This window comes from Curtobacterium flaccumfaciens pv. betae (genome assembly GCF_026241855.1).
GTDB lineage: Bacteria > Actinomycetota > Actinomycetes > Actinomycetales > Microbacteriaceae > Curtobacterium > Curtobacterium flaccumfaciens.
The window spans coordinates 1,676,207-1,692,088 of the sequence record NZ_JAPJDC010000001.1; the positions used below are offsets into that span (position 1 = coordinate 1,676,207).

Genomic DNA, 15,882 nt, shown 5'->3' on the forward strand with positions numbered 1-15,882 from the left:
CGGTGCCGGTCCGCCGGACCGGCACCGGGCCTCCAGACGGTTGCGTGGGTACGGTGGGCGGCATGAGCGAAGACCGCATCGAGTCCCAGTGGTGGTTCAACGACAAGACCGGCCAGGTCGAGCAGGGCCCGCAGTCCCCGCAGCGTGACCGGATCGGTCCGTTCGCGACGCGAGAAGAGGCGCAGCACGCGCTCGACCGCATCGCCGCGAACAACGAGAAGTGGGACGCCGAGGACCGCTGAGCACCGCGGGCGGCGCCCCGGTGACGCCCCGCGCACACCGCCGGACCACTAGCCTGGGACGAGGCCCGCCAGCGGCCACCCGATACACGGAAAGGTCGTGCATGGACAAGCAGACGGACTTCGTGCTCCGCACCATCGAGGAGCGCGGCATCAAGTTCATCCGACTCTGGTTCACGGACGTCATCGGGACGCTGAAGTCGGTGGCGATCGCCCCGGCCGAGGTCGAGGGCGCGTTCGCCGAGGGCATCGGGTTCGACGGCTCCGCGATCGAGGGCCTCACCCGTTCGTACGAGGCCGACGTCCTGGCGCACCCGGACCCCTCGACCTTCCAGATCCTGCCGTGGCGCGGCGAGATCGACCCCACCGCGCGGATGTTCTGCGACATCACGACGCCGGACGGGCAGCCCGCCGTGGCCGACCCCCGCAACGTGCTGAAGCGCACCCTGGCGCGGGCGAGCGACCGCGGGTTCACGTTCTACACGCACCCCGAGATCGAGTTCTACCTGCTGAAGAGCCGCGAGTGGAAGGACGGCGGCCCGCAGCCCGTCGACCAGGCCGGCTACTTCGACAACGTCCCCGGCGGCAGCGCGCACGACTTCCGTCGCCGGTCGGTCCGGATGCTCGAGGACCTCGGCATCTCGGTCGAGTTCTCGCACCACGAGGCCGGCCCCGGGCAGAACGAGATCGACCTCCGCTACGCCGACGCGCTGACGATGGCGGACAACATCATGACGTTCCGCACCGTGGTGAAGGAAGTCGCGATCGAGCAGGGCGTCTACGCGACGTTCATGCCGAAGCCGATCTCCGGCCAGCCCGGTTCCGGCATGCACACCCACGTGTCGCTGTTCGAGGGCGACCAGAACGCCTTCTACGAGGCCGGTGGCCAGTACCAGCTGTCGCAGACGGCCAAGCACTTCATCGCCGGCGTGCTCAAGCACGCGCCGGAGATCACCGCGGTGACGAACCAGTTCGTCAACTCGTACAAGCGGCTCTGGGGCGGCGACGAGGCCCCGTCCTTCGTGACCTGGGGCCACAACAACCGCTCGGCCCTGGTGCGCGTGCCGCTCTACAAGCCGAACAAGGGCCAGTCCTCGCGCATCGAGTACCGCGGCATCGACTCGGCGGCGAACCCGTACCTGGCGTACTCGCTGCTGCTCGCCGCCGGCCTCAAGGGCATCGAGGAAGAGTACGAGCTCCCCGCCGAGGCCGAGGACAACGTCTGGAGCCTCAGCGACTCGGAGCGCCGGGCCCTGGGCTACAGCCAGTTGCCCGCGAGCCTCGACCACGCCCTGAGCCTCATGGAGGACTCCGAGCTGGTGGCCGAGACCCTCGGCGAGCAGGTGTTCAACTTCGTGCTGCTCAACAAGCGGCAGGAGTGGAAGCGATACCGCGACCAGGTCACCCCGTTCGAGCTCGACACCAACCTCGGCGCGCTCTAGAGCCGAGCGCCCTGACCCCTCGGGAGCACGTTCCACATGACCGGTCGGACGACGACGTCACGTTCGGAGCTGGCCCGTCTGGGGTTCGCGGAGCTGTCGGAGAGCCTCGAGCGGGCTGCCGACCTGGAGGCCCGGTTCGGCCCCGACGTGCCGCTGCCGGTCGCCGGGTCTGCCGCGCTCTGGGGCGGCACCGCTGATCCGGACGGCGCCCTGCGGATGCTCGAGCGGCTGCTCGAGCGCGCGCCGGACGAGCTCCGCCCCGTCCTGACGGACGACGCGGCGACCGAGCGCCTGGTCCGCCTGCTCGGCGCCTCGATCGGTCTCGGGGAGTTCCTGCACCGACGTCCTGCGGAGCTCGCCCTGCTGCTCGAACCGGTCGGCGAACCGTGGTCGCAGGAGCGGTACACGGCGTCGCTGACCGAGGCCGTCGACGGCACCACGGGTGAGGACGCCCGGATGCGCCTGCGCGTGCGCTACCGCCGGCACCTGGCCCAGATCGCCCTGTTCGACGTGCTGCACCCCGTGCCGACGGACGCGTTCCCGGCCGTGGCTGCCGGACTCGCCGACCTGGCGGGAGCCACCCTCGACGCGGCGGTCGACATCGCGCGGCGCGAGGTGCCGTTCCCCGCGGCCGACGTCGCGGCCACGCCGCTCGCCGTGATCGCGATGGGCAAGGCCGGTGCGCGCGAGCTCAACTACGTCAGCGACGTCGACGTCATCTTCGTCACCGAGCCCACCGACGACGTCCTCACCGACCGGGCCGTGCTGGTCTCGACCCGCATCGCGATCGCCGCCATGCACGCGATCACCGACCTCGCCGCCGAGCCCGCCCTGTGGGAGGTCGACGCGAACCTCCGGCCCGAGGGCAAGGACGGCGCGCTCGTGCGCACCCTCGACTCGCACGTGGCGTACTACGAGCGCTGGGCGAAGGGGTGGGAGTTCCAGGCGCTGCTCAAGGCCCGGCCGATCGCCGGGTCCGCCGACCTCGGTGCCCGGTACGCCGAGGCCGTCGCGTCGTTCGTGTGGAACTCCTCCACCCGGCCGGGCTTCGTCGAGTCGGTGCAACGGATGCGCGAGCGGGTGACCGAGCACATCCCCGACGCCGACGTCGACCGGCAGCTCAAGCTCGGCCCCGGCGGCCTGCGGGACGTCGAGTTCACCGTGCAGCTGCTGCAGCTCGTGCACGGCCGCGACGACCCGTCCGTGCGGGTCCGGTCGACGCTCGAGGCGATGGACGCCCTGACCGACGCCGGGTACGTCGGCCGTGCCGAGGCCGCTCGGTTCGGGCCGGACTACGCCCTGCTCCGGGTGCTCGAGCACCGCATCCAGCTCCGGCGCCTGCAGCGGACGCACCTGATGCCCTCCGACGAAGAGGAACTACGGGTGCTCGCCCGGTCGAGCGGTGTCGCCGCGTCGGCCCCGGCGCTCGAGGCCCGCTGGCGTGCCGTGAAGCTCGAGGTCCGCGGGCTGCACGAGCGCCTGTTCTACCGGCCGCTGCTGTCCGCCGTGGCCTCGACCGAGGACGAGATCGTCCTGACCAACGACCAGGTCGTCGACCGGCTCGCGGGCGTCGGTTTCGTCGACCCCGCCGGAGCCGTCGGCCACATCCGCGCCCTGACGCAGGGCACGAGCCGGCGTGCTGCGATCCAGCGGAACCTGCTCCCGGTGCTCCTGCGCTGGATGGCCGAGGGGCCGGCACCGGATCGTGCGCTGCTGGCCTTCCGGCGGCTGAGCGACGGCCTGGGGGAGTCGAGCTGGTTCCTCCGCATGCTGCGCGACTCGTCCGGTGCCGCGCACTCGCTCACCACGGTGCTGTCCGAGTCGGCGTTCCTGTCCGGGCTGCTCGAGCGGTTCCCCGAGGCGGTCGCCTGGCTCGACGAACCCGAGGCCCTGCTGCGTCCGCGGCCGATCGACGCCCTGCTCGCCGAGATGACCGCGACCACCGCCCGGCACGGCAACGACGTCGACGGCTCCGCGGCGCTGCTCCGGTCGACCCGACGTCGGGAGACCCTGCGGCTCGGCATGGCCGCCGTGCTCGGCTCGCTCGACGTCGACGGCCTCGGCCCGGCCCTGAGCGACGTCACCGAGGCCACCCTTGCCGGTGCCCTCGCGCTCGCGCGCCGTGACGCCCCCGAGGGCTTCGAGTTCGGGATCATCGCGATGGGCCGGTACGGCGGGCGGGAGCTCGGCTTCGGCTCGGACGCCGACGTGCTGTACGTGTACCGCGCACCCGAGCTGGCCCCCGAGGTCGCTTCCCGGACCGCCCAGACCATCGTGCGCGAGCTCAACCGCCTGACCGAGGACACGATCCACCCGCTCGACCTCGACATCGACCTGCGCCCCGAGGGCAAGAACGGTCCCGTCGTGCGGACACTCGAGTCCTACGGCGCCTACTACGCCCGCTGGTCGCTCACGTGGGAGGCGCAGGCGCTCCTCCGCGCCCGCGGGGCCGTCGGCGACGCGCAACTCCTGCGTGACTTCGAGCACCTCGCCGACCGCACCCGGTACCCCGAGCGGATCGACGACCACCAGGTGCGCGAGGTCCGCCGCATCAAGGCCCGCGTGGAGTCGGAGCGGCTGCCCCGCGGCGCCGACCCGGCCCGGCACCTCAAGCTCGGCCGGGGATCGCTCAGCGACGTCGAGTGGTTCGTGCAGCTCCTGCAGCTGCAGCACGCGCTCGAGATCCCGTCGCTCCGCACCACGTCGACGCTCGAGGCGCTCGACGCCGCGGTCGACGCCGGACTCGTCGGCGCCGAGGACGGCGAGCGGCTCGGGGCCGCCTGGCGCTTCGCATCGCGCACCCGGAGTGCCCTCGTGCTGTGGTCGGGGAAGACCACCGACGTCCTGCCCGTCGACCGCGTCCAGCTCGAGGGTGTCGCCCGTCTGATGGAGTACCCGCCGGGCTCCGCGAGCCGCCTCGAGGACGACTACCTCGGCGTCACGCGGCGCGCCCGACAGGTGTTCGAGCGCGAGTTCTACGGCGCCTGACCCGCCCGCGACAGGACGCCGCGTCGCCTGCGACGGGACGCTGCGTCGCCCGCGACACGCCCGGACGTCTCCGGACGGGCCCGACCTGAGCCGCCGTCGAAGGTTAATTCCCCGTGTCGAGGGGCGTCCCCCGACGGCACCCCGTTCGTACCCCTGTTCGAAACAGAGTCCATCTCGTTACCGCGTCGTGACCGAACTCCCACCGGACCGCCAGGGGACCATTTCCGGTGCCCCCCGACACGCCACGAGACCACCTGCTGACCAGGGCTTTCCACCGCACCCGACCCGTGCCTCCAGACCGCACCTGTCGCCCATCGAGGTGAGCCTCCGCGGTCGCGCGGTCCGCAGGAGTGCTGTCAGCACGACGGGGGACCGCTCCGACCGGCCGAGAGGGGGACCAGTGTGTACCCCGTAACGCGCCCGTAACGCCCCCGGACGGGGGCCGCGTTGCGCGCGCGTTCAGGTTCTGCATCAATGGCATCACCCGAACCGGCCCTGATTCCCCGATGAAGCGGAATCTCCACCTCGAACGTTGAAGCAGGGATCAGTGTTCACCTTCATTCTGCAGATCAGGCAGATGGTCGAAGGGCACCCCGAGTTCTACCTGTTCGCCGTGTACTCCGCGGTGATCTGGTTGCTCTGGTTGCTCAAGGTCGTCATCTCCGCCCGCTACCGCCCCTTCACCGGCACCTTCGTCGGTACCACCAGCGTCGTCGTCCCCGTCGTGGACGAACCGCTCGACCTGTTCCGCGACGTCATCGGCCGCATGGTCGAGCAGCAGCCCGGCGAGATCATCGTCGTCATCAACGGTGCTCGCAACGAGGCGCTCGAAGAGGTCTGCGACGAGTTCGCCCCACTCGTCCGCTGGACCCACACGCCCATCCCGGGCAAGCGCAACGCCGTCAAGGTCGGCACCGAGATGTCCAACGGCGACATCACCGTGCTGGTCGACTCCGACACCGTCTGGACCCCCGGCGCGCTCGAGGAACTCCTCCGGCCGTTCGCCGACGAGTCCGTCGGTGGCGTCACGACCCGGCAGCGCATCCTCGAGCCGGAGCGCAGCTGGATCACCCGCTGGGCCGACTGGCTCGAGAACTCGCGGGCGCTCTACTCGATGCCGGCACAGAGTGTCCTCGGGCAGATCGGCTGCCTGCCCGGGCGCACCATCGCGTTCCGCCGGAGCATCCTCATACGGGTGATGGACCGGTTCATGCACGAGAAGTTCATGGGCGTGTTCCTCGAGGTCTCCGACGACCGGACGCTGACGAACCTCACGCTCAAGGAGGGGTACCGGACCGTCTACCAGTACACCTCGCTGGTCTACACGGACGCCCCGCTGCAGGTGAAGAAGCTGTTCAAGCAGCAGCTGCGCTGGGCCCGCGGCTCGCAGTACAACACGCTGCGGATGCTGCCGTGGATGCTCGGCCACGCCCCGATCCTGGCGGCGTTCTTCATCACCGACATCATCCTGCCGTTCATGCTCTTCGGCGTGATCGCGGGCTGGATCTACCGCGCCTTCACCGGTCAGGGCGAGAACCTGTACCAGGGCATCCTGTCGCAGTACGGCTTCTCGACCGGCTTCGTCTACGTCGCGGCGCTCATGGTGATCTCGAGCGTGCTGAGCATGGCGATCCGCCAGATGCGACACCTGTCCGAGAAGCCGAGCGACTTCTTCCGCCTGCCGATGTTCATCATCGTGTCGACGTTCTTCCTGATGCCGATCCGGCTCATCGGCTTCTTCCGTCTGGCGCACGCGTCCGGCTGGGGGACCCGAGCCGGCGCCTACGCCGGTGGTCCGATGCAGGAGGACCCGTCGGACGCCGTCCAGCCGCTGTCCGCCACGGCGCAGATCCCGGTCAGCCCGATCGACGCCGAACGTGCCCGGATGAACGGCGCGGACGCAGGCTCGGTGGGTTCGGGGTCGTCCGCTCAGCTCGACACCGTCGACCAGGTGGCCGTCGACCGCGCGTTCGACGAGCTCTTCGGCGCCGACGCGGCGACCAACTCCACCACCACCGTCCTCGCCACCCGCCGCGAGGCCGCAGCCGCGGTCGCGCAGCAGGAGGCCCAGCGAGCAGCCGCGCCGGCCCCCGCCCGAGCCCGCCGGTACAACCCGTACGCAGCGATCCCGTACGTGATCGGCATCGCGATCTTCGCCCTGGAGGCGTTCCTCATTGTCTGACATCATCCGTTCCTCGAGTGCTTGGTGGGCGCAGTCCAGCAAGCACGCCCGCCGGACGGCCATCGGCACGACGGCCATCGTGCTAGCGCTCGGCCTCATCACCTGGTCGGTGTGGATCTCGCCCACCGGCCCCGTCTCGACCGCCGTGCACCAGGCGCTCGGCGTCGAGGCGCCGAAGGCCAAGAAGGTGTCCGCCGCCGAGCTGCAGACGCAGCTCGACGCCGCCCAGGAGCGCATCTGGTCGCTCGAGGGCAAGCTCGACTCCCGCACGGCCCAGGCCGGGTCGCGCGGCGACCAGATCTCGGAACTCAAGGCGCAGATCGCGTCGCTGCAGTCCCAGCTCGGTGCCGCGAAGAGCTCGGGAGGCTCGTCCAACGTCAACGCCGCGGGCTCCGGCAGCGGTGGCTCGGGTTCCGGCGGGTCCGGTGCCGGTTCCGCCGGCGGGTCCGGTTCGGGTTCGTCGGACAACGGGTCGGGCAGCGGTTCGGGTTCGGGTTCGGGCAACGGCGGTGGGTCGAAGCCGAACCCCGGCCCCTCGACCGACCCGGGTGCCACCCCGGTCGTCACGCCGACGAAGGCCGAGATCCTCAGCCAGCAGTCGCGCTGGTACGGCCTGTACACCGCGCAGTCCCCGTTCAACTGGGCCGAGTACGACGAGGTCTCCCGTCAGGTCGGCACCGCGTCGAACATGACCGGCTTCTTCCAGGGCTTCGACCAGGAGTTCAACGCCACCGCGGTGCAGCGCTCCTGGGCCAACGGCCGCGTCCCCCTCATGACGTGGGAGACGGTGCCGGCGCAGGCCGGCAACGACCAGAAGTACGTCCCCGGGTACACGAACGACGACATCTCCGGTGGGTCGTTCGACGCCTACCTGACGAAGTACGCCAAGGCGCTTGCGGCCAACGGGCAGCCGATGGTCATCCGTCTCGACCACGAGATGAACGGCTCCTGGTACAACTGGTCCGAGGGTGACGCCCAGAAGAACCCCGTCGGCTCCTACAAGAAGATGTGGAAGCACGTGCACGACGTCTTCCAGGCGAACGGCGCGAACAAGTACGTCATCTGGGACTGGTCCCCGAGCCGCATCGACAAGCTCGGCAACACGAAGTACCAGACGCTCGAGTACATGCAGCAGTACTACCCGGGTGCGGACTACGTGGACTGGGTCGGCATGAGCGGCTATTACCGTGACGCCACCGAGCAGCCGACGTTCGCCACGACCTTCGGAGCGACGCTCGCGCAGCTCCGGCAGATCGCGCCGGGCAAGGGCATCATGCTCAACGAGATCGGGGCGACCGAGACCGGCACGAGTGTCGCGAACCCGCAGAAGACGCAGTGGATCAACTCGCTCTTCGATGCGCTGGCGGACCCCGCGAACAAGGACATCGTCGGCTTCGCGTACTTCAGCGAGACCGCGACCACCATCATCGACGGCAAGCGCACCACGAACGACTGGCGTCTCAACTCCCGCGCCGATTCCCTCAAGGCCTTCGCCGAGGGCATCAAGCGCAACGACATCGACTACGACCTGCAGGAGGTCACGCAATGAGCGAGTCCAAGAAGTCGACCGCATCGGCCGACACCCGTCCCGCACCCGTCATCAGCGTCATCGGCACCGGCTACCTCGGTGCCACCCACGCGGCCGCCATGGCCGAGATGGGCTTCGAGACCATCGGCGTCGACATCGACCCGTCGAAGCTCGCCGCGCTGTCCGCCGGTGAGGTCCCGTTCTTCGAGCCCGGGCTGCCCGAGCTCATCACGAAGCACGTCGCCAGCGGCAAGCTCCGCTTCACCTCCGACATCGCCTCGGCCGTGGCCGCTGCGGACGTCCACTTCGTCTGCGTCGGCACACCGCAGAAGGCCGGATCGCACGCCGCGAACCTTGCCTACGTGGAGAGCGCCACCCGTGGTGTCGCCGAGAACCTCACCCACCCGGGCCTCATCGTCGGCAAGTCGACGGTCCCGGTGGGCACGGCATCGCGACTCCGCGGCATCGTCCGCGAGTTCACCCCCGCCGGCATCGACGCGGAGCTCATCTGGAACCCCGAGTTCCTGCGCGAGGGCAAGGCCGTCGAGGACACGCTGCACCCGGACCGTCTGGTCTGGGGCGGAGCCTCCGAGGCCGCCGACGCCGTGATCCGCGAGGTCTACGCGGCACCGATCAGCGAGGGCACGCCGGTCATCACCACCGACCTCGCCACCGCGGAGCTCGTCAAGGTGAGCGCCAACGCGTTCCTCGCCACGAAGATCTCGTTCATCAACGCGATCTCCGAGATGTGCGCGATCACCGGTGCCGACGTCTCCACGCTGGCCGACGCCCTCGGCCACGACGCCCGCATCGGCCGGAAGTTCCTGAACGCCGGCCTCGGCTTCGGCGGCGGCTGCCTGCCGAAGGACATCCGGGCGCTCATGTACCGCGCGAACGAGATCGGCGCGGGCCAGGTCGTCGGCCTCATGCAGCAGGTCGACGAGATCAACATGGGGCAGCGCCAGCGGGTCATCGACATGGCGATCGACTCGGCCGGGGGATCGGTGCTCAACCGTCGCGTTGCCGTCATCGGTGCCGCGTTCAAACCCCTGACCGACGACGTCCGGGACTCCCCGGCGCTGAACGTCGCCGCTGCGCTGCACCTCCGCGGCGCGCAGGTGACGCTCTGGGACCCCGAGGCGATGGAGCCCGCGAAGCGCTCGTTCCCGACGCTGAGCTACGCCGCCTCGATGACGGACGCGATCGAGGGCGCCGACGTCGTCCTCGTACTCACCGAGTGGGACGACATCATCACCGCCGACCCGGTCGCCCTCGGTGACCTCGTCGGGCGCCGCGTCGTCATCGACGCGCGCAACTGCCTCCCGGTCTCCGACTGGGTGAAAGCGGGGTGGACCGTCCGTTCCCTGGGACGTCCCACGCCGGTCACGGGTGCACCCGTGAGCGTCGCAGCGGGGACGAACGACGCGTTGGCCACGAGCCGCTAGTCACCGTTCGCGAGACGGGGTCCGTGCCGGGCGGCGCGGGCCCCGTTCCCGTGCGCCCGGGGCCGTACCTGGTCGAATCGGGCGTTCCTGGTCGAATCGGGCGTACGTGGTCGAATGGGGCGTACCTGGTCGTTCCGGGCGTACCGGGTCGAACCGGGCGTACCGGGTCGGAAGTTCTGACCAGGTACGCCCGATTCCGCTTTCCAGTCCAGCTGCGATGGGAAGGAACGTGCGTCGCGACCGCCTGGAGGCCCGGCGCCCGCCCGCCGGACCGGCACCGGGCCTCCAGGCGGTCGCGTCAGCACCCCGAGCAGACGGTGGCCGCGTTCTCTCGCGCTGGGCGACACCTCACGGGCGGCGCAGCCCGTGAGGTGTCGCCCAGCCCGAAACGTGGCCGGCACGACGAAGGGCCCCGCACCTGACGGTGCGGGGCCCTTCGTGTGGTGTCAGCGGAACTCAGACGCCGAAGTACAGCTCGTACTCGAACGGGTGCGGGCGCTGGGCCAGCGGGAGGATCTCGTTCTCACGCTTGTAGTCGATCCAGGTCTGGATGAGGTCCTCGGTGAAGACGTTGCCCTTCGTGAGGAACTCGTGGTCCGCCTCGAGCGCGTCGAGCGCCTCGTCGAGGGAGCCGGGGACCTGGGGGATGCCCTTCGCCTCTTCCGGCGGGAGCTCGTAGAGGTCCTTGTCGACCGGCTCGTGCGGCTCGATGCGGTTCTGGATGCCGTCGAGGCCCGCCATCAGCTGTGCGGCGAAGGCCAGGTACGGGTTGCCGGAGGCGTCGGGCGCGCGGAACTCGATGCGCTTGGCCTTCGGGTTGGTGCCCGTGATCGGGATGCGGATCGCCGCCGAGCGGTTGCCAGCCGAGTAGACCAGGTTGACCGGTGCCTCGAAGCCCTTGACCAGTCGGTGGTACGAGTTGATCGACGGGTTGGTGAAGGCGAGCAGCGCCGAGGCGTGCTTCAGGATGCCGCCGATGTACCAGCGGGCGAGGTCCGACAGCCCGCCGTAGCCGTTCTCGTCGTAGAAGAGCGGCTTGCCGTCCGACCAGAGCGACTGGTGGGTGTGCATGCCCGAGCCGTTGTCGCCGAAGAGCGGCTTCGGCATGAACGTGGCGACCTTGCCCCACTGGTCAGCGGTGTTCTTGACGATGTACTTGAACTTCAGGATGTCGTCCGCGGCGTGGACCATCGTGTCGAACTTGTAGTTGATCTCCTGCTGGCCGCCCGTGCCCACCTCGTGGTGCGAGCGCTCGAGCTCGAAGCCGGCGTCGATCAGCTTGAGGGTGATGTCGTCGCGCAGGTCGGCGGTCTTGTCGACCGGCGACACGGGGAAGTAGCCGCCCTTGTACGGGGTCTTGTTGGCGAGGTTGCCGCCCTCTTCGTCGCGACCGGTGTTCCAGGCGCCCTCTTCGGAGTCGACCGCGTAGAAGGACTCGTTCTGCGTGACCGAGTAGCGGACGTCGTCGAAGATGTAGAACTCGGCCTCGGGGGCGAAGAACGCGGTGTCCGCGATGCCCGTCGACGCGAGGTACTTCTCGGCCTTCTTCGCCACCTGGCGCGGGTCACGGCCGTAGATCTCGCCGTTCCGCGGGTTGTAGATGTCGAAGATCATGATGAGCGTGCGCTCGGCGCGGAACTGGTCGACGTACGCCGTGGTGACATCGGGGATCAGCTGCATGTCGGACTCGTGGATCGACGCGAACCCACGGATCGAGGAGCCGTCGAACAGCTGGCCGACCGAGAAGAAGTCCTCGTCGACGGTGGATGCCGGGATGTTGAAGTGCTGCTGCACACCGGGCAGGTCCGTGAAGCGGATGTCGAGGAACTTGACGTCGGTGTCCTTGATGAAGGCCAGGACCTCGGAGGAATCGCTGAACATGGGGCCGATCTCCAATGGGTTGGGTGATGTCGGAGGCACCGGTCAAGGCACCTCCGACGAGGCTATTGACACGGGGTTTCCCGGACATGACTGGTTTGTTTCGGGCGTGTTACGCCCGGGCCGTCGCCTACGCTGGGGACCATGGCCCGCAGCACTCCCAGTCCGTCCGCGCCCTCCGAGCACCCGGACGGGTGGCCGGGCAAGGACCTCGGTCTGCCGGAGTCCGGACCCCGGAGTGTCGGGCGGATCGGCCGGCGGGTCGTGGCGCTGCTGATCGACGGCGCGCTGGCCGACCTGGTCGCCTACGTCACCGGCGTGTGGTCGCCGGTGAACGGTTCGGGCGACATCGCGCACTCGTGGGTGCAGATCGCCATCTTCGCCGTGCTGCAGATCGTGTTCATCTGCCTGCTGTCCGGGTCGTTCGGCCACATCTGCGTCGGACTGCGGGTCGTCCCGATGCGCGGGGGCTACGTCGGGGTGTGGCGGCCGATCCTCCGGACGGTGCTGCTCTGCCTGGTGGTCCCGGCGCTCATCATCGACCGCGACAGCCGGGGCGCACACGATCGCATCGCCGGGACGGTGCTCGTCCGGCGCTGAGCCGGGCTGTGTGGTGCGAGGTTCCGTACTCGGTGCCCGCCTGCGCTTCCCGCACCGAGTACGGAACCTCGCACCGTGCAAGACCGGCTTCGAGCGAGGCACGCACCCCGCTTGCACCCCGCACGCACGAGAACGCCCCCGACCAGGTGGTCGGGGGCGTCCTCATGTCGTGTGGGGCTTCGGTCAGCGCGGCCGTCCGGCGCGGGCCCGCATCGGGTCCATGCCCTTCGGGATCGAGGCCGCGGGGCTCTGCGTCAGCGAGTCGAGACGGTTCGCGACCGCCAGGACCTCGTTGCGGTTGAGCGACTTCTTGAGCTTGTTCATGGCGCGGGGCAGCTTGTGCAGCGTCAGGCTCTCACCGGTACCGTCACCCACGTGCAGCACGTGCACGGCGACGTTCGGGACGATGCGCTGGACCTTGCGGCGCTCCTCGTCGACCTGGCGGTTGAGGTTGCCGCGCTGGCCCTCGGTGATCAGGACGACACCCGGGCGACCCACGGCGCGGTAGACCGCTGCCTGCGAGCGACCGTGCACCGCGACCGGCATCTCGCTCGAGCGCCACTGGCGACGGAGCGAGTTCGACAGCACGGCACCGACGGCGCCGGGCTGGCCTTCGATCTGCGAGTACGCGGCACGTTCGGCCAGACGACCGAGCACGATGAGGAAGAGCAGCACACCGAGCAGCACACCGGCGACGATCCACAGGACGATCGCGAGCCAGTTCTGCCCCGGCAGGAGCAGCGCCAGCAGGACACCGAGGACGACCGGACCGACGAAGGCGAGGGCGAACCACCAGACCGACGACGGGTCGGCCTTTCGGGTCATCTGGAAGACCTGGAACATCTGCTTGAGACGCCCCGGCTCCTTCGCCTTCTTGTCTGTGGAAGAGCTGCGTGCCATGCGAACAGGATACGGCCTCCGTGCGCCGGGGGAGACCGTCGCGTGTCCGGCTGTGCGCGAACACGTCTTGTCCACAGATGGTGCGGGAGAGCCTGGAGGCCCGCCGCGCCACCGCCACGCTGGTCACCATGGAGACGAGCACCGACCACCACCCGGATCGCTGGATCGCGACCGGCAACGAGCGCGACGAGCACGAGGAGCACGACGGGCACGCCGGGCACGACGGGCACGACGAGCGCGACGTGCTCGTGTGGGTCGCCGACCGCTCCGCGGCCGCCGAGCGCCACCTCGTCCCGGTGGCCGCGGTCGGTCGGACGCCGACGGGGCGTCTCGTCGTCGACCTCGACCGGCCCACGGGCACGCCGCTCGTGCCGGCGCTCAACCGGCTCGGCACCCCGACCACCGGCGTCGCGGTGACCCTGACGGTCCCGCTCCTGGAGCTCCTGGTGGCGGTGCACGACGGCGCGGTCCTGCTCGGTGCCGCCGGCATCGACGACGTGCTGGTGGACGACTCCGGTGCCGTCGTGCTCTGCGACCGCCCGACGAACGCGACGAACCCGACCAACTCACTCAACGAGACGAACCCGATCAGCCCGACCAACGCGGCGACCCCGACGCACACCGCGCACCCGGGGGATGCGACCCGGACCCTCGTGCTCGCAGCCCGGAGCGTGTGGGACCGCGTCGACCCGGCCGACCCCGCCCAGGCCCAGGTGCTCGGAGCGCTGCAGGACGCCCTAGACGGTGACGGGCCGAGCGCACGAGCAGCACTCGACGTCGTCCGTGCCGCCGCCGCGCCCCGCCCGTTCCGGTGGACCCCCGTGCCGAGCGATCTCGTGTTCGCCGAACCGCCGACACCGGACGGGCAGGACGGACTGCTCGATCGCCTGCGGGACGTGGTCGAGCACGGCGTCCCACTCGGAGCCGGACGACGACTCCCGCTCCGCCGTGTCCTCGTGGGGCTCGTCGTCACCGTCGGGTCGGTGGTCGCCGCCCTGACCCTGCTCGGCAGCGGGTGACGCCGAACCCGACCGGGAACGGGAACGGCCCCGGCTCCCACGAGGGGAACCGGGGCCGTCGGCCGTGCTGCTGGTGATCAGTACCCGAGGTTCGGGGCGAAGTTGCCCTCTTCGAGACGGTTCTTCACCGCGACGAGGTACCGCGAGGCGTCCGCACCGTCGATGATCCGGTGGTCGTACGACAGCGCCAGGTAGACGAACGAGCGGATGGCGATGGCCTCCTGGCCGTCGACCTTCACGACCGCCGGGCGCTTCGTGACGATGCCGGTGCCGAGGATCGCCGACTGCGGCAGGAACACCACGGGGGTGTCGAACAGCGCGCCACGCGAACCGGTGTTGGTCAGCGTGAACGTGCCGCCGGCCAGCTCGTCGGGCTTCAGCTGGTTGTTCCGGGTGCGCTCGGCGAGGTCCGCGATGGACTTCGAGAACTGCGCCAGGTCCAGCGAGGCCGCGTCCTTGATGACCGGGGTCAGCAGCCCGCGCTCGGTGTCCACCGCGATCGAGACGTTCTCGGTCTCCGGGTAGACGATCTCGTCACCCTCGACCGTGGAGTTGATCTTCGGGTGGGCCTTCAGCGCCTCGGACGCCGCGAGGGCGAAGAACGGCATGAAGGAGAGCTTCGAGCCGGTCTTCTCGAGGAACTCCGCCTTGTGGGCATCGCGGAACTGCGCCACCTTCGTGACGTCGACCTCGACGACGCTCGTGAGCTGTGCGGTCGAGGTCATCGACTGCACGGCACGCTCGGCGACGACCTTGCGCAGGCGGGTCATCTTCTCGCGGGTTCCGCGCAGTGGCGAGACCTCGGCGACGAACGGGCCGGAAGCGGCGGCGGGTGCTGCTGCAGCCGAGGCGGCCGGGGCCTTCGCGGCGGCGGCGAGGACGTCCTCCTTGCGGATGCGCCCCCCGACACCGGAGCCCGTGACCGTGGACAGGTCGACGCCCTGCTCGTTCGCGAGCTTGCGCACCAGCGGGGTGACGTAGCCGGAGGCTGCGCCGTCCTGCGTGGGGTTCGGCACCGCGGCGGCGGCCGTGGCACTCGGCGCGGACGCCGGAGCCGGTGCGGCTGCCGGAGCGGCCTGGGCCGGCACGGCTGCCGGCGGTGCGGCTGCGGGCGGCGGGACCGGAGCGGCGGCCGGGACCGGCGCTGCTGCGGGCGGGGCGGACGGTGCCTGCGGGGCGGCAGGCTGCGTCTGACCGGCGGGGGCGGGCTCGGGCTCGGTGGGCTCGGGGGCGGGGGTCTCGGCCTCCTGCTCCGTGCTCGGAGCGGCCTCGGGCTCCTCGGCGTCGGCAGCGGCGGCGTTCGCGTCGTCGGCGCCGGAGTCGGACGAGTCCGAACCGCCGTCGGACGAGCCGGAGCCGTCACCGATCTTCACGAGGGCGGTGCCGACCTCGACGGTCTCGTCCTCCTGCACCAGGATCTCCTCGACGACGCCGGCGATCGGCGACGGGATCTCGGTGTCGACCTTGTCGGTCGAGACCTCGAGCAGCGGCTCGTCGACCTCGACCCGGTCACCGACGTTCTTCAGCCATCGGGTCACCGTGCCCTCGGTGACGCTCTCGCCGAGCGCCGGGAGGTTGACGGATTCGCTCATCGGGTGGACTCCTCTTCGCGGGGGATTGCAGTGGTTGTTGGTGTCATTGTCACAGTGCGGTGACCGGTG

General features: G+C 70.1%; 11 protein-coding genes. 8 read left to right on the forward strand and 3 right to left on the reverse strand.

Annotated features, from left to right (window positions below; genetic code table 11):
* The first annotated feature begins 62 nt into the window (after positions 1-62).
* The 6 genes from ORG17_RS07945 to ORG17_RS07970 all read left to right on the forward strand — a co-directional run bounded on the left by ORG17_RS07945 (position 63) and on the right by ORG17_RS07970 (position 9,824).
* Positions 63-242, forward strand: a complete 180-nt coding sequence (locus ORG17_RS07945; RefSeq protein ID WP_027465448.1) for an SPOR domain-containing protein — start codon at positions 63-65, stop codon at positions 240-242.
* A gap of 101 nt (positions 243-343) precedes the next feature.
* Positions 344-1,681 carry a type I glutamate--ammonia ligase gene (gene glnA, locus ORG17_RS07950; RefSeq protein ID WP_027465449.1) on the forward strand — a complete coding sequence of 446 codons (1,338 nt, stop codon included), beginning with the start codon at positions 344-346 and terminating at the stop codon, positions 1,679-1,681.
* 36 nt (positions 1,682-1,717) lie between these two features.
* Positions 1,718-4,669: a bifunctional [glutamine synthetase] adenylyltransferase/[glutamine synthetase]-adenylyl-L-tyrosine phosphorylase gene (locus tag ORG17_RS07955; protein WP_214528081.1), complete on the forward strand. Its 2,952-nt coding sequence runs from the start codon at positions 1,718-1,720 to the stop codon at positions 4,667-4,669.
* 547 nt (positions 4,670-5,216) lie between these two features.
* A complete protein-coding gene (locus tag ORG17_RS07960; protein WP_214528080.1) occupies positions 5,217-6,851 on the forward strand; it encodes a glycosyltransferase family 2 protein in 1,635 nt (544 codons plus the stop codon).
* Positions 6,844-8,400, forward strand: a complete 1,557-nt coding sequence (locus tag ORG17_RS07965; RefSeq protein WP_214528079.1) for a glycosyl hydrolase — start codon at positions 6,844-6,846, stop codon at positions 8,398-8,400. The genes ORG17_RS07960 and ORG17_RS07965 overlap by 8 nt, the downstream gene beginning before the upstream one ends.
* Positions 8,397-9,824, forward strand: coding sequence for a UDP-glucose dehydrogenase family protein (locus tag ORG17_RS07970; protein WP_051596711.1), 1,428 nt, complete (start codon positions 8,397-8,399; stop codon positions 9,822-9,824). Before ORG17_RS07965 ends, ORG17_RS07970 begins: the two co-directional genes overlap by 4 nt.
* Positions 9,825-10,280: 456 nt before the next feature.
* Here the strand turns inward: ORG17_RS07970 and glnA (ORG17_RS07975) are convergent, their stop codons facing one another.
* Positions 10,281-11,705 carry a type I glutamate--ammonia ligase gene (gene glnA / locus ORG17_RS07975; protein WP_027465453.1) on the reverse strand — a complete coding sequence of 475 codons (1,425 nt, stop codon included), beginning with the start codon at positions 11,703-11,705 and terminating at the stop codon, positions 10,281-10,283.
* Between the two features lie 141 nt (positions 11,706-11,846).
* Here glnA (ORG17_RS07975) and ORG17_RS07980 point away from each other — a divergent pair, with 141 nt between their 5' ends.
* Positions 11,847-12,302, forward strand: coding sequence for an RDD family protein (locus ORG17_RS07980; protein ID WP_071244549.1), 456 nt, complete (start codon positions 11,847-11,849; stop codon positions 12,300-12,302).
* 183 nt (positions 12,303-12,485) lie between these two features.
* On the opposite strand, the gene ORG17_RS07985 is transcribed toward ORG17_RS07980, so the two are convergent.
* Entirely contained in the window at positions 12,486-13,202 is a 717-nt protein-coding gene (locus tag ORG17_RS07985; RefSeq protein WP_027465455.1) for a DUF4191 domain-containing protein, read from the reverse strand.
* Positions 13,203-13,330: 128 nt separating this feature from the next.
* Here ORG17_RS07985 and ORG17_RS07990 point away from each other — a divergent pair, with 128 nt between their 5' ends.
* Positions 13,331-14,221, forward strand: a complete 891-nt coding sequence (locus ORG17_RS07990) for a hypothetical protein (protein WP_214528078.1) — start codon at positions 13,331-13,333, stop codon at positions 14,219-14,221.
* Between the two features lie 77 nt (positions 14,222-14,298).
* On the opposite strand, the gene sucB is transcribed toward ORG17_RS07990, so the two are convergent.
* Positions 14,299-15,813, reverse strand: coding sequence for a 2-oxoglutarate dehydrogenase, E2 component, dihydrolipoamide succinyltransferase (sucB, locus tag ORG17_RS07995; protein WP_138803228.1), 1,515 nt, complete (start codon positions 15,811-15,813; stop codon positions 14,299-14,301).
* Between the last annotated feature and the right edge of the window lie 69 nt (positions 15,814-15,882).